We start from the raw sequence: 12,537 nt of genomic DNA on the forward strand, positions 1-12,537 counted from the left end.
AGACTTACTTATTGTGCGTCTTTATCGAACGTGATCCGTGCGATCGCGTCATGTTGGTGAATCGTTTCTTCGTTACGGCATTCGACGTAGAATGAAGCGATTGGGTCCATTTCGTACAGGTCAGCAGCAATCAAGCGAACCATGTCTTCTACGAAACGTGGGTTTTCGTATGCCATCTCTGTCACGCGCTTTTCATCCGGACGTTTGAGTACTGGGTGAAGTGGCGCTGAGGCATTGGATTCAGCTGCATCAAGCAATGATTGTTTCCAGTCAAAGTCTTCTGCTTCATCACGTAACGATGCTTCCATCGTGACGTAACCACGTTGGTTGTGAGCACTGTATTCGCTGATTTCTTTTGAACATGGGCAAAGTGTCGTGACGTTGATCGTCAAGCCGACAGACAACGTCGCTTCGTCCGTTTCCGTGTTGACGCTGACCGTTTGCCATACTTCAGCATTCATCAAGCCGCTAAGACCCGTTGCAGGTGCTTTACGTGTGAAGAACCATGGGTAACGGATCGTCAATTGACCTTCCGTTTGTTCCATGCGGTCTGCTAAATCACGCGCGAATTGAATGAGTGACTCGTTCGTGACCGTCCAACCTTCGTTGTGGTATTGATCAAGTTGTTCCGTTAAACGGCTCATGTTGATCCCTTTACGATCTTGTACGAGTGATGTCGACAATTCGAATGTCGCAACAGTCGCTTGTGTGTTGTCTCCGTCTTGGATGACGACAGGATGTTTGACGTTCGAGATTCCGACAGCGTCTAGTGCGAACAAGAAGTTCTTCGGTGTATTTTGCAAGTCGACCATCTTATCTTTTTCAGTCGGTTTTGTTCCTTTGATCGGTGGTACCGAACCGAACAGCTTATGGCGCTCTTCTTTTGTTGGTAACGTAATCGGGTAGGTAGAGGTAGACATATTCATTGGCCCCTTTGTCCTTTTGTAGTGTTTCAATAGTAATAACATGACAGGAATGCTAGAGACGAGCAAGTCTGATGATTCCGCAAATGTGTTTCATTGTTTCATCGCTAGAAGTATTGTCTTGAATTTTATCATGAACGTTCGATAAACGAAACTCGCACGACTTAAAATCAACACATTCTATAGCTACAGGAATAACTTACTTGCAATCGGGTATACTATCCTATACTATATGTTCAGGTGAACGTGTAATCATTGTTTTTTCGTCATGGTCAATAATTGAAGTTTTTTTATTTTACAGGTAATTAAAGAAAGGGATGACAGAGATGGATTGGCAGTTACTATTACAGTATGCCTGGGTCGTACTCGTCTTGATCGCGCTTGAAGGATTACTTTCAGCGGATAATGCACTCGTACTCGCGGTCATGGTCAAGCACTTACCAGGAGAACAACAAAAGAAAGCACTTTTTTATGGACTAGCTGGAGCGTTCGTCTTACGATTCGCGGCATTGTTCGCGATTTCGTTCCTCGTCGACATTTGGCAAATCCAAGCACTTGGAGCGGCGTACTTGCTCATCATGGGACTACGGCATATTTATAAGACCGTTAAAGCCAGGAAGCTCGGTGAGAACCATGGGGCTGAAAATGAGCTAGATGAAGAACCGAAGTCGGAGGAGCCAGTTTCAAAAGGTGAATTCTGGCGGACAGTCGCGAAAATCGAATTCGCAGACTTAGCGTTTGCTGTCGATTCGATTCTTGCAGCAGTAGCACTTGCCGTTGCCCTTCCAAACTGGGGATCAGGTGAAATCGGTGGTTTGAACACAGGTCACTTCATCGTCATCTTAACAGGTGGTTTGATGGGTGTCGTCTTGATGCGGTTCGCAGCACGTGTCTTTGTTAAATTACTCGCAGATCGCCCAGGTCTTGAGACAGCAGCCTTTGCAATCGTCGCCTGGGTCGGTGTGAAGCTAGCCGTTCTGGCGCTTGAACACCCGAAATACCACGCATCAATCGAAGGAACGATCTTTGAATCCTTGAAGCTTCCTGAAGGATTCGCCCACAGTACACCGTGGCAGGCATTCTTCTGGACAGTCATGGTCGGTCTTGCTCTTTGGGGTTGGTTCTCTTCACCAAAAACGAAACCAAATCCAGATGCTGAAAAGAAAGTTGATCAAAACTTATAAGAAATGGAAACGATCCGTCGATGACGGGTCGTTTTTTTGTGTTAGGTTTTCTTAAACAATGGGAATAAAACACAAGGTTAAGTACTTGAGTCGAGCTTGTATCTTTTTCTTTCCGGACGACCGGCATATAATAAATAGACTGAACAATAAAGGGGATTCGTTAGTATGGATATTGGATTAATTACACAGTATGCGACCGTCGGGCTCGTACTGATCATTTTGCAAGGATTACTATCCGCCGACAATGCGATGGTCATGGCGGTCCTCGTCCGACCGTTACCAGACGACCAACGTAAAAAGGCGCTTTTCTATGGCCTCGTCGGAGCACTCGTCTTACGTTTCGTGGCAATCTTCTTTGCTTCGTACTTAGCGACGATTTGGGAACTTCAAGCACTCGGGGCGATTTACCTTTTCTACGTCGCGTTTAAAGGAATCGTCGAGGCGCGATCGAATAAACACCAAGTACCGGACACGATTGCCTCACAAAAAGCCTCACCGAACTTTTGGTGGACGGTCGTTAAAGTCGAGTTCTCTGACTTAGCGTTCGCTGTCGACTCGACACTTGCTGCTGTCGCCATGGCAACGACATTACCGATGATTGGTGGAACGATCGGTGGTCTGAATACAGGACAATTCTGGGTCGTCTTCTTCAGTGGGATCATTGGTCTCGTCATCATGCGTTACTTCGCGAGCTGGTTCGTCGTCTTGCTCCAAAAGCGACCAGGCATCGAAGAAGCTGCCTTTTGGCTCGTCGCATGGGTTGGTGTAAAACTGGTCGTCATGACACTCGCGCATCCGTCAATCGACGTCTTGCCGCATGAGTTTCCAGAGAGTACACTATGGCAAACGATCTTCTGGGTCGTACTTGCTCTGATTTTAATCATTGGTTGGTTCCGTAGCGGAAGCAGTTCAACCAAATCAGCAAAATAATACAATGGCGGGCAGGGTACTCTCTGTCCGTCTTTCGTTAGGAGAGATTTCATGCAAAACGGTAATTTCATTCGGATGCTGACGCGGATGCAAAACGTTCCACGGTGGGATGAATATGCACCACGTTTTCCAGATAACGCAGCCAGTCACAGCTTTCGTGTTGCCTTATTCAGTTTGATGGCAAGCTATTTAGAAGAAGCAGACGGGCAACCACCAGTCGACCGCCAGACATTGCTCGGAAAAGCTCTATTCCATGATATGAATGAAGTCATCACTGGACCCATTAAACACCGGACAAAAAAAGAACCAACGTTACATGCACACATTCAGGCAATGGAACAACAAGCAAGTGAACAGCTCGTTGCCTTACTCTCAAAGTCGCTTCAACCAGCGTTCACGACATACCTCGTACATGCAGAAGATGAATCACCGGAAGGACGGATCGTCGAAGCCATCGATACGTTCGATGCGATGTTGTACGCACGAAGGGAAGCACGGATGACAGAGTCCGTCTTTTTCGAACAAAAGGCAGCGGAATTACAGGCTGTTCTGGAACGACATCCACTCGTTTCGATCCGTCGCTTGACACAGTCGGTCATGGAAGAGGACAAGATGTCTCATTTCATTGAAAACGTCTTGATGATGGATACGATTCGGCGCTGGAAAGGACGTTTCAACACGATTGATGATAACGACGCGACACATGCGTTTCGAGCAGCCTCGCTTGGTATCTTCAATGGTCTGATTGAATCAGAGAAGTACGGCGTCACGATCGACATCGAAGAAGTCGTCTCGCGTCTCTTGTGTCATGATCTCGTTGAAGGAACGACAGGAGATGTTCTTGGACCTGTCAAACATGCGACACCGGTCACAGCAGCAGCCTTCGAAGCTTACGAACGGGCAGAAGGAGAGACGTTGATTAATAATCTACCGAAAGAAATCCGAGCACCGTTCCGTCGGTTCGTCGTTGAAGCAAAAGACGAGACATACGAGGGACAGATGGTCGATGTGATCGATAAACTCGACGCATTGATTAAAATGAATATGGAACGGAAGTTGAACGGGGTCGAGTATGAGACCGGTTACCGCGCACAACTCAAAAAGGTTCAGATGACATATGAAAATCCATCGGTCGTCTTTTTCCTCGCTTATGTCCTGCATGATTTGGATTACGTGACGTCATGACGAAAGAAACCATGACCTCACGTCGCTTAACGTTGATCTTGATCCTCGGTTCACTCGCTGCACTTGGACCGCTCTCGATCGACATGTATCTACCTGCTTTTCCGGATATGTCACGCTCATTTGATGCGAGTGCATCACTAATCCAATTGAGTTTGACCGCTTGTATGCTTGGGATGGCACTCGGACAGTTGATTGTTGGTCCGCTGAGTGACGTTCGCGGTCGTAAACGACCGTTGATGGTTGCTCTGCTCGCATATCTGCTGGCGTCTCTCGCCTGTGCGATGGCACCGACAATCGAAGTGTTGATCGCGCTTCGATTCATCCAAGGGGTAGCTGGAGCGTCAGGAATCGTCATTTCCCGGGCAATCGTTCGTGACTTGTTTGACGGACCTGAATTGACGCGGTTTTTTGCTGCCTTGTCACTCGTCAACGGAACAGCACCAATTCTCGCACCCGTCATCGGTGGACAAATGCTTCGGTTCGGTGACTGGCATTTCGTCTTCTACTTGCTTGCGATTTTAAGCACGATGATGTTACTTGCTGTCGCACTCCGTTTACCGGAAACACTTCCGCTTGATAGACGTGTTGAAGGAAACCTGACGACGACGTTGAAGACGTTCGGACGTTTGTTGACGGATCGCGTCTTCATTGGCTATGCGTTCGCGCAAGCATTCGTCATGGGCGCGATGTTCGCCTACATCTCGGGTTCACCGTTCGTCTTACAAAATATTTATGGCGCTTCGCCGCAACAGTTCAGTTTTTTGTTCGGTTTAAACGGAATCGGAATTATCTTAGCAGCACAAATCGCCGGTCGTCTTGCGGGTCGTGTCGATTCAGAGCGGCTGATGCGAATTAGTTTGACGATCGTTGCGGGTGCAAGTATCTTATTGTTCCTCGCTTTGACGTTAACGAATCAGTTGATCTTCGTCATGATTCCACTATTCTTCGTCGTTTCAAGCGTCGGATTGATCTCGACGCTCGGTTTTACCTTAGCGATGCAAAATTACGGAGCAACGGCAGGCAGTGCCTCGGCTCTTCTAGGGCTCTTGCCGATGCTCGTCGGTTCTCTTGTGTCACCACTCGTCGGGATCATGGGAGAGCAGTCTGCTGTTCCGATGGGGTTGATCATCATGACCTTAGATTGCCTGGCGCTCATTCTCTATTATGGTCTGATTGTTCGTCGACCGAATCGTTCATAAACGCTAATTATTCAAAAACGTTTGTCCTCTGTATGGGACGAACGTTTTTTTTTTTAATGAAAAGAAAATAAATGGAATTCATTTTGAAACATTTTCTAAAAAATAAGCGTAGAAGATAAAGAAAGCCAGTACTTCAGAAAGGAGTGGAGCGATGAAACAGGAGTTGCAGCGTGAACGAGAACCGTCGATTGAGGCAAGATTAGCACGTCATTTTGCCGCACAGAAAAAATACTTACGCCGTCAAGAAGAGGCAATCGATCAACGAGACAAAGAATTGGCTCGTTTATTGTTTGAGGAAAACCGGGCTGCTTATCAAAGGGCTTACCACGAACTGTATGGCTCACATCCTTACATCGAGGTGAACGAAGATGGACGTTAGTACACTTTATTTATATGCATTAGCGGCCGCTGCTTGTGGTGTGTTTGTGTCCATCCTATTCTCAGACGTCATTCCAGGCGTCGACCAAATCTTTCATCCCACGTTGATCTTATCTTTTGTCATCATCACGTCAGCGATCGGATTCGGACTCGAACAGCTCAGTCCGTTTCGTTCGATATTGATTTTAATCATCAGCAGTGTGATTGCGTTATTAGTGACGACGCTGATGCATATCTTTTTATTCGTTCCGATGGCACAAGCCGAACAGTCGCTTGGATTTTCGGAACAGATGCTAGAAGGACGCAGCGCAACCGTCATCGTTCCGATTCCGACTGAAGGATATGGTGAAATCTTACTCGATGACGTCTCAGGACGCGTATCAAAGTCAGCCGTTCTGTTTGAAGGACCTGCCCTACCACAAGGTACGAAGGTGCTCGTCATCGAGATCAAACAAGGCGTCGCGTCTGTCGTGACGTACCCCCAACAATGGAAAAAGGAGATGTTTACATGAATCCAGTATTAATCGTATCGATCGTCGCGGTCGCGTTGATTGTTGCATTGATCGTCTTATTCATTACGAAGTACCGAACGGTCGGTCCGGAAGAAGCGTTGATCGTATCGGGTAGTTATCTCAGAGGACGCAACGTCAATACCGATGAGTCCGGCAACCGAGTAAAAATCATTCGTGGCGGCGGAACATTCGTGTTACCTGTCTTCCAACAAGCGACACCACTGAGTTTGTTATCGAGTAAACTCGAAGTTACGACACCTGAAGTCTATACGGAGCAAGGTGTACCGGTCATGGCAGACGGTACAGCGATCATCAAGATCGGTAGCTCGATTTCTGAGATTGCGACGGCAGCGGAGCAGTTCCTCGGAAAATCAAAGGAGGAGCGAGAAGGCGAAGCACGTGAAGTCCTTGAAGGACACTTGCGTTCGATTCTCGGGTCGATGACCGTCGAAGAAATTTATAAGAACCGTGATAAGTTCTCACAAGAAGTCCAGCGGGTCGCGTCTCAAGACCTAGCGAAGATGGGACTCGTCATCGTTTCGTTTACGATTAAAGACGTCCGTGACAAGAACGGATACTTAGAATCCCTCGGGAAACCTCGGATTGCACAGGTTCGTCGTGATGCGGATATCGCAACGGCAGACGCGGAAAAAGAGACACGCATCAAACGGGCGGAAGCTTCAAAAGATGCGAAAAAAGCAGAACTCGAACGCGCAACAGAAATCGCTGAAGCGGAAAAAGAAAATCAGTTGAAGATGGCAGACTACCGCCGCGAACAAGATATAGCGAAGGCGAAAGCCGACCAAGCGTATGATCTTGAGAATGCACGCGCGCAACAAGAAGTCACCGAGCAACAGATGCAAATCAAAATCATCGAGCGTCAAAAACAAATCGAGCTCGAAGAACGTGAAATTCTCCGTCGTGAGAAACAATACGACGCGGAAGTCAAAAAACGCGCTGATGCCGATCGGTACTCGATTGAGCAAGCTGCCCAAGCCGACCGTGCGAAGCAATATGCGGAAGCAGATGCAACGAAATACCGGATCGAGGCATCGGCAAAAGCGGATGCAGAACGAATTCGTCTGGATGGTCTTGCGAAAGCGGACGCTGAGCGGGCCCAAGGGGAAACAGAAGCGGAGATCATTCGTCTGAAGGGTCTTGCTGAAGCAGAAGCAAAAGAAAAAATCGCGCAGGCGTTCGAGCAATTCGGACAAGCGGCGATTCTCGACATGGTCATTCGGATGATGCCAGAGTACGCGAAAGAGATTGCAGCACCACTCGGTAACATCGATAAAATCACAGTCGTTGATACAGGTAGCGGTGAAGGGGGCGGTGCGAACCGTGTCACCGGTTACGCAACGGATTTGATGGCATCACTGCAAGAGACATTAAAGGCGTCGTCAGGATTAGATGTCAAAGAGTTGATTGAGAACTTCTCCGGTAAAGGAACAGCAAAACCGTTGACGGTCAACTTGAATTCCCATGATGCGGTGGCAGCGTCGAAAACAGAAGACTGATGGCGATCCGCGTCTTATCGATTGTGTTCGCACTCCTGCTTTTTCATGTCGTATGGCCACTTCCATGGTATGCACTGGCGGTACTAGGCGGCGTCATCGGCATCATCAAAGGGTACACATCGGGTGACGGAATCGCGAATATATTCAATATAAAAAAGATATCTTACTCACTTTACGATCGACAAACACGTCAGGAAGCCGTTCTCGCTTTGATATGTAGTCTGTTGACGGTCGACTTCCCGTATTGGTTCGCTGGGGTGACGACAGGAATCACGTGGCGTGATATCGGATATGCTGGTTTCGAAGTAGTATCGACACTTCTGTTCGCTTATGTTTTATTCCGTTTCTTATGTCTGAATCTATTCCGACCATTCTTGGAGTCTGAAAGAAGGGAGCAAAGAAATGGATAGTTTATTTTTACTGCAAGAACGTTGGATGCTGTTGCTTCCGTTCCTCGTCGTCCTCTTGATCAACGTCGGGTTATTAACTGCCCTTCTGAAGAAGCGACGTGATTTACCGAAGCTGTTAGTTTTCGGAATGGGTGGGATGGCGATCGTGTTCATCGTCTCTTCGCTTGGATTAAGCATGGCATTGCTGTTCTTCGGATACAATGCATAAAAAAACGGGGCAGGCTCTAAACAGAGTCTGTCCCATTTTGTCGTACTATAAGATAAAAATGAGTGCCGTTAACGTGGAAGGTCATACCCAATGACGACGAGTCCCGGTCCTGTATGTGAACCGATCGCTGCGCCGGCGATCGTCAAGATGACTTCGCTTGGTGAAAACTGTGCTTCAATCAATTGTTTTAACTGTTCTGCCCGTTCGATCGAATCCCCGTGACCAATCATGATCCGGTGTCCGTCAATCGCAGGACGTGCTTCTTCCATCCACTCGACGATTCGGTTCATGACTTTTTTCTGACCACGGATCTTCTCTTTTGGGATCAACTTCCCGTCTTCGACTGTCAATAGTGGCAAGATCGATAAGAGGCCACCAATGAAGGCGCTAGCTCGCGAAACGCGTCCACCGCGCATCAAATATTCGAGTGATTCGACTGTAAACAGATGACGAATCGTATTCACCTTGGCTTCAGCGTAAGCCACTGTTTCTTCAAACGAATGCGTTTGTGCGTATTCTGCGACGTCGAGAACGAACAATCCTTGTCCTGTTGAAGCGGTTTTCGTATCGAGTACGAGATAAGGCACGTTCGGATACTTTTCGGCGAGCTCCTCTGCTAGCATCTTCGCGGTTTGATACGTTCCCGATAATTCGCTCGAGAAGGCGAGGTAGAGGAAGGGATCCCCTTGTTCGAAGTGACGCGTGAATACTTCGACCATCCGGCTGACTTCTGCTTGGAATGTCTTTGGTGCTGCACCGTCACGCATCTTATCATACAGTTGTTTTGGAGATATCGATTCTCCATCGAAGAACGTGTCTTCGTCGATCAATACGCCGAATGGCATGACCGTAAAATCATAAGCATCTAACATGTCTTTTGGTGCATCGGCACCACTATCTGTGATCAATCGGATCATCACGTTCTCTCCTTTCTTAACCTAGGGCTTTTTCGTTTCGATCAAGCATCCGACTCAAGTTGACGCCGAAACGCTCATTCTCGAGTTCCGTCAAAGTTGCGGGCGTCAAATCAGCGCCGAGCGCAAGTAACGCTTCATATGCACGACGTAAGCACTCCTCGACTGTCAGTGGAGTACCAAGCAGTTCCTCGAGGGACGCCATCGTTTCCGGCACGACGGTCGGATAGACGAATTTCGTCGTTTCACCTTGAAGCGCTGCCTCGTAAAAGTCACGGACTAAAGCAGCGCGTTGACTTCCACTTCCGTTGACACAAAGATAGATTTGAACGGCAACTCCGCCACGAACACGACGCTGGGAGATACCAGCGAATTTTTTACCCGCAATCGATAAGTCATAAGAACCGGGACAATACGATCCGACGATTTCACCAGCGACGATCGCGTCCGTTTCTTGTGCGAACATGCGGCGGACGAGCGCAAGCATCGCTTCGTAACCACTGTCGATATCGATGCCGCCGCGTTCCGGTAGGACGAGTGAAATATTCAAGACACCAGCGTCGAGGACGACGGCAAGACCACCTGAGTTACGGACGACGGGCGAGAAACCATGTTCATGCAGAACGGCTACACCGTCAGCAAGATGAGGAAGACGGGCATCCTGGATGCCGAGGACGACGGTTTCGTGGTGAATCCAAGAGCGGAGTGCGGCTCCTTCTGTTGCAACAGAGGCACATAATGTGTCGTCCATCGCAAACGATTGTGTCGCATGGAAAGCAGTTCCGAGTGACGTTTGATCAAAAATACGATAATGTTCTTGTTTTAAGAGTTCGATTCCCATAGGCTCGTTCCTTTATTGTAGATTTGCGACATCATTATAGCACAGGGTGTGTAAAGTTTCTGTGCGAAGCGCCGCGGGAGACAGGAATCCTTGGAAACAAAACCGAACAACAACGACATAGACACGATTTAAAGGAGAGAAACATATGTATCAATCATTAGGACAATTAAAGGAAACGAAGGTCTTCAAGGATCCGGTTCATCGCTATATCTATGTCAGTGATCAGTTGATTTGGCAACTGATCGGTACACGTGAATTTCAGCGACTACGCCGAATCAAACAACTCGGAACATCCTTTTTGACGTTTCATGGAGCAGAGCACACACGGTTCCATCATTCGCTCGGTGTCTATGAAATCACGCGTCAACTGATCGATGTCTTCAACGGTCGCGCCGATTGGGACGATCAGTACCGTGAGTTGACGCTGGCTGCGGCACTCTTACACGATGTCGGACACGGTCCGTTTTCGCACGCATTCGAGAACGTCTTCGGTGTTAATCACGAGACGTGGACGGAGCAGATCATTCTCGGGGATACGGAAATCAAGAAAGTCCTCGACCAAGTCGGAGACGGATTTGCGGAAGAAGTGGCGTCGATCATCAACAAGACGCACCCGAATCAACTGCTTGTTACGATGATCAGCTCACAACTCGACGTCGACCGGATGGATTATTTATTGCGCGATGCGCATTTTGCCGGTGTCAGCTACGGAAAATTCGATCTCGAGCGGATGCTTCGGGTATTGCGTCCGGCCCATAATCAGATGGTCGTCAAACAATCGGGAATGCATTCGATCGAAGACTACATCATGCGGCGGTATCAGATGTATTGGCAAGTCTACCTGCATCCGGTGACACGATCGAGTGATTACCTATTAAAGGCTATTCTTGAGCGGGCGCAGGAGTTGTACCTGTCCGCATATCCGTTTGCGATCGCACCAATCCATTTGATGCCGCTATTTGATCAGAAGATGGAGTTGCGTGATTTCCTTGGGCTCGATGAGACAATCGTCTACTTCTATTTTCAGCAGTGGGCGAATGAACAGGATCCGATCCTTGCAGATCTCTCGGGGCGATTCGTTGACCGGAAGTTGTTCAAGTATGTCGATTATCCGGCTGAAAAACGTGAACTCGTCCACGATAAGTTGTGTGAGTTGTTCGAAGCAATCGGCTTGAATCCGACCTATTATCTGCTTGAAGATAAACTCAGTCGTCTTCCTTACGATTTATATGGAGATAACGGGGAAATCAGTAAGCAGCCGATCATGTTGCAGATGAAGGATGGGCAAATGAAAGAGATTTCGCAAGTTTCACCGCTCGTTCAAGCCATTGCGACGTCACGCCAGACTGATGAGAAGCTGTTCTTCCCGCAAGAAATTTTGCACGACTTGCGCGAGCATGCGAATGAGAAGATGCAGATCGACCAGTTATTGATTGGCAGCGTGACATCATGATATCGTCCGCTGTCCTTACGAAAATCTTGCAACAGCTTGGACAGGAGGGAGGAGAGGTCGAAGTCTTAAAAGGCGCGACATCCTCCCTTGTTTTTCGAGTCGGTGAGGGAATTCTTCGCGTCCATACGAATCAAGACTGGCTACATGAGGAGCCGGATCTTGTCTTGCATGAAGTGTTTGCGTTACAAGCAGCAGGTGACTTAGCACCAGATGTGTTGGACTATCAAACCGATGTTAGAGACGAAGTCCCGCCGTGGTTATATATGACGCGTTCACCGGGAGAGATCCGGCTTGATCAGGTGGATGAGCAGTATGTCGAACGACTGGCACAGATGCTTGTTGCGATCCATGCGCTACCGGTACCCGAATCTCGGTATGTCTATCAGCCGTATGCGACGGAACGTCACGTTCCGACTTGGACGCAGTATCCGGAGAGATGGCGTCAGCTACTGGCGGTCGAACCGGACGAAAGTCAAACGATCCGGTTTATTCATCGGGATTTTCATCCGGTCAATGTGTTATACGAAATGAATGGAACGTGTCATACGATTGATTGGATTAATGCGTGTGTAGGTCCCATTGAAGTCGACCTTGCGCATTGTCGTTTGAATCTTGCCTTGCTCGAATCCGTCGAGATGGCGGATCATTTTTTAAAAAGTTACCTTAAACAGACGAAACGTTCTTACGATCACGCGTGGGATATTCGGGCTATTTTTGATTTTGGACCTGAAACGATCGACATCTATCCGGGGTGGAAAGCATATGGAAAGCAAAACCTTAGTCAGGACAATGTTCGGGAGCGCTTGGAAAAATTTGTCTTGAAAGTCTATGAAAATAACGAAAGCGGTTACTAAATGAACTTTTCCTCTTGTAGTTCTTCGAA

The 12,537-nt window shown here is 48.0% G+C and carries 14 protein-coding genes; 11 read left to right on the forward strand and 3 right to left on the reverse strand.

Going from position 1 to position 12,537, the window contains the following annotated elements; translation table 11 throughout:
* Positions 1 to 8 precede the first annotated feature (8 nt).
* Positions 9 to 920, reverse strand: coding sequence for a GTP cyclohydrolase FolE2 (folE2, locus tag B4C70_RS00990; protein ID WP_290776384.1), 912 nt, complete (start codon positions 918 to 920; stop codon positions 9 to 11).
* 329 nt (positions 921 to 1,249) lie between these two features.
* Between folE2 and B4C70_RS00995 the strand changes: the two genes are divergently transcribed.
* From B4C70_RS00995 to B4C70_RS01035, 9 genes are all read left to right on the forward strand, one after another.
* On the forward strand, positions 1,250 to 2,107 hold the full coding sequence (locus B4C70_RS00995; protein ID WP_214861633.1) for a TerC family protein: 858 nt from the start codon (positions 1,250 to 1,252) through the stop codon (positions 2,105 to 2,107).
* 165 nt (positions 2,108 to 2,272) lie between these two features.
* Positions 2,273 to 3,037 carry a TerC family protein gene (locus tag B4C70_RS01000; RefSeq protein WP_029343196.1) on the forward strand — a complete coding sequence of 255 codons (765 nt, stop codon included), beginning with the start codon at positions 2,273 to 2,275 and terminating at the stop codon, positions 3,035 to 3,037.
* Positions 3,038 to 3,088: 51 nt separating this feature from the next.
* Positions 3,089 to 4,222 (forward strand): YfbR-like 5'-deoxynucleotidase, encoded by a 1,134-nt coding sequence (locus B4C70_RS01005; protein WP_290776387.1) that lies wholly within the window; start codon positions 3,089 to 3,091, stop codon positions 4,220 to 4,222.
* The gene (locus tag B4C70_RS01010) at positions 4,219 to 5,421 is read left to right on the forward strand and encodes a multidrug effflux MFS transporter (protein ID WP_290776389.1); all 1,203 of its coding nucleotides are present in this window, start codon (positions 4,219 to 4,221) and stop codon (positions 5,419 to 5,421) included. The genes B4C70_RS01005 and B4C70_RS01010 overlap by 4 nt, the downstream gene beginning before the upstream one ends.
* Positions 5,422 to 5,572: 151 nt before the next feature.
* Positions 5,573 to 5,800 (forward strand): hypothetical protein, encoded by a 228-nt coding sequence (locus tag B4C70_RS01015; RefSeq protein WP_058265474.1) that lies wholly within the window; start codon positions 5,573 to 5,575, stop codon positions 5,798 to 5,800.
* The gene (locus tag B4C70_RS01020) at positions 5,790 to 6,311 is read left to right on the forward strand and encodes a hypothetical protein (RefSeq protein ID WP_075642771.1); all 522 of its coding nucleotides are present in this window, start codon (positions 5,790 to 5,792) and stop codon (positions 6,309 to 6,311) included. The genes B4C70_RS01015 and B4C70_RS01020 overlap by 11 nt, the downstream gene beginning before the upstream one ends.
* A complete protein-coding gene (locus tag B4C70_RS01025) occupies positions 6,308 to 7,828 on the forward strand; it encodes a flotillin family protein (protein ID WP_290776392.1) in 1,521 nt (506 codons plus the stop codon). The genes B4C70_RS01020 and B4C70_RS01025 overlap by 4 nt, the downstream gene beginning before the upstream one ends.
* Positions 7,828 to 8,238 carry a hypothetical protein gene (locus B4C70_RS01030; protein ID WP_290776395.1) on the forward strand — a complete coding sequence of 137 codons (411 nt, stop codon included), beginning with the start codon at positions 7,828 to 7,830 and terminating at the stop codon, positions 8,236 to 8,238. Before B4C70_RS01025 ends, B4C70_RS01030 begins: the two co-directional genes overlap by 1 nt.
* A complete protein-coding gene (locus tag B4C70_RS01035) occupies positions 8,231 to 8,446 on the forward strand; it encodes a hypothetical protein (protein WP_290776397.1) in 216 nt (71 codons plus the stop codon). The genes B4C70_RS01030 and B4C70_RS01035 overlap by 8 nt, the downstream gene beginning before the upstream one ends.
* 68 nt (positions 8,447 to 8,514) lie before the next feature.
* Here B4C70_RS01035 and B4C70_RS01040 read toward each other — a convergent pair whose 3' ends face one another.
* Positions 8,515 to 9,363: a DegV family protein gene (locus B4C70_RS01040; RefSeq protein ID WP_075642768.1), complete on the reverse strand. Its 849-nt coding sequence runs from the start codon at positions 9,361 to 9,363 to the stop codon at positions 8,515 to 8,517.
* A gap of 16 nt (positions 9,364 to 9,379) precedes the next feature.
* A complete protein-coding gene (locus B4C70_RS01045; protein ID WP_290776399.1) occupies positions 9,380 to 10,201 on the reverse strand; it encodes a lipoate--protein ligase family protein in 822 nt (273 codons plus the stop codon).
* Positions 10,202 to 10,346: 145 nt separating this feature from the next.
* On the opposite strand from B4C70_RS01045, the gene B4C70_RS01050 reads away from it, so the two are divergent.
* Both B4C70_RS01050 and B4C70_RS01055 read left to right on the forward strand, forming a co-directional pair.
* On the forward strand, positions 10,347 to 11,654 hold the full coding sequence (locus B4C70_RS01050) for an HD domain-containing protein (protein ID WP_290776401.1): 1,308 nt from the start codon (positions 10,347 to 10,349) through the stop codon (positions 11,652 to 11,654).
* The gene (locus B4C70_RS01055) at positions 11,651 to 12,508 is read left to right on the forward strand and encodes a phosphotransferase family protein (protein WP_290776403.1); all 858 of its coding nucleotides are present in this window, start codon (positions 11,651 to 11,653) and stop codon (positions 12,506 to 12,508) included. The genes B4C70_RS01050 and B4C70_RS01055 overlap by 4 nt, the downstream gene beginning before the upstream one ends.
* The last annotated feature ends 29 nt before the right edge of the window (positions 12,509 to 12,537 follow it).

The organism is Exiguobacterium sp. UBA5002 (assembly GCF_002396765.1).
Classification (GTDB): Bacteria; Bacillota; Bacilli; order Exiguobacteriales; family Exiguobacteriaceae; genus Exiguobacterium_A.

Excerpts from the sequence above, each read along its gene's own strand:
- B4C70_RS01035 (WP_290776397.1), top strand. The coding sequence starts at position 8,231 with ATGGATAGTTTATTTTTACTGCAAGAACGTTGGATGCTGTTGCTTCCG.
- B4C70_RS01015 (WP_058265474.1), top strand. The coding sequence starts at position 5,573 with ATGAAACAGGAGTTGCAGCGTGAACGAGAACCGTCGATTGAGGCAAGA.
- B4C70_RS01025 (WP_290776392.1), top strand. The coding sequence starts at position 6,308 with ATGAATCCAGTATTAATCGTATCGATCGTCGCGGTCGCGTTGATTGTT.
- B4C70_RS01040 (WP_075642768.1), bottom strand. The coding sequence starts at position 9,363 with ATGATCCGATTGATCACAGATAGTGGTGCCGATGCACCAAAAGACATG.
- folE2 (WP_290776384.1), bottom strand. The coding sequence starts at position 920 with ATGTCTACCTCTACCTACCCGATTACGTTACCAACAAAAGAAGAGCGC.
- B4C70_RS01020 (WP_075642771.1), top strand. The coding sequence starts at position 5,790 with ATGGACGTTAGTACACTTTATTTATATGCATTAGCGGCCGCTGCTTGT.
- B4C70_RS01050 (WP_290776401.1), top strand. The coding sequence starts at position 10,347 with ATGTATCAATCATTAGGACAATTAAAGGAAACGAAGGTCTTCAAGGAT.
- B4C70_RS01055 (WP_290776403.1), top strand. The coding sequence starts at position 11,651 with ATGATATCGTCCGCTGTCCTTACGAAAATCTTGCAACAGCTTGGACAG.
- B4C70_RS00995 (WP_214861633.1), top strand. The coding sequence starts at position 1,250 with ATGGATTGGCAGTTACTATTACAGTATGCCTGGGTCGTACTCGTCTTG.
- B4C70_RS01030 (WP_290776395.1), top strand. The coding sequence starts at position 7,828 with ATGGCGATCCGCGTCTTATCGATTGTGTTCGCACTCCTGCTTTTTCAT.
- B4C70_RS01010 (WP_290776389.1), top strand. The coding sequence starts at position 4,219 with ATGACGAAAGAAACCATGACCTCACGTCGCTTAACGTTGATCTTGATC.
- B4C70_RS01045 (WP_290776399.1), bottom strand. The coding sequence starts at position 10,201 with ATGGGAATCGAACTCTTAAAACAAGAACATTATCGTATTTTTGATCAA.
- B4C70_RS01000 (WP_029343196.1), top strand. The coding sequence starts at position 2,273 with ATGGATATTGGATTAATTACACAGTATGCGACCGTCGGGCTCGTACTG.
- B4C70_RS01005 (WP_290776387.1), top strand. The coding sequence starts at position 3,089 with ATGCAAAACGGTAATTTCATTCGGATGCTGACGCGGATGCAAAACGTT.